The 568-nt window shown below is 60.2% G+C and carries 1 protein-coding gene; it reads left to right on the top strand.

Going from position 1 to position 568, the window contains the following annotated elements; all coding sequences use genetic code 11:
* Positions 1–533: sensor domain-containing protein (locus tag A5692_RS16560; RefSeq protein ID WP_068057756.1), on the top strand; the 533-nt coding region annotated here is incomplete at its 5' end.
* Positions 534–568: the final 35 nt, after the last annotated feature.

A 568-nucleotide genomic window follows, 5' to 3' on the forward strand; every position in this document is an offset into this window, starting at 1 on the left:
AGATTGTCGGTGCGAAACTCAACTGGGCGTCCAAACCTCCGCCCGGCGCGACCTCCCCGCCCGTGGCCGCCTTCGCCGACGAGGGTGACCCCGAGTGCGAACCGCTGATCGCGCCAGACACGTACTCGGTGGGGGTGGCTTACACCGCATGGCGAAGCAATCAATACAGGGAAGAAAAGGACACTTCAGGTCATGCGGTCTATCTGGCTGTTGCGACGGTAGCCGACGCGAAAACGGCGACTCAGTTGCTCGACAATGGGCTCGCGAAGCCCGTAAATTCCTGCGACAACGCCGTTTTGCACCGCAAAGACGACATATCGAGATGGAGATTCCAAAAGACCGACGCCGCCGGCAAGGATCTGACGTGGACCGCGACGGAACTGCAGGACGGGAAGCCCACCGGTTGGATCTGCCCCAACGTGGCGCGCGCGAAGAACAATGTGATCATCACTGCGCAGGTGTGCCAATACGGCAATGGCGCTCCGGCCACCGCGACAATTCTGGACAAGATGTCGGAGAAGATACCCCGATAGACCCGGGAGAATCGGAATACTTTGTGCAGGATCCG

The organism is Mycobacterium sp. E342 (assembly GCF_001667665.1).
In the GTDB taxonomy this organism is placed as follows: domain Bacteria; phylum Actinomycetota; class Actinomycetes; order Mycobacteriales; family Mycobacteriaceae; genus Mycobacterium.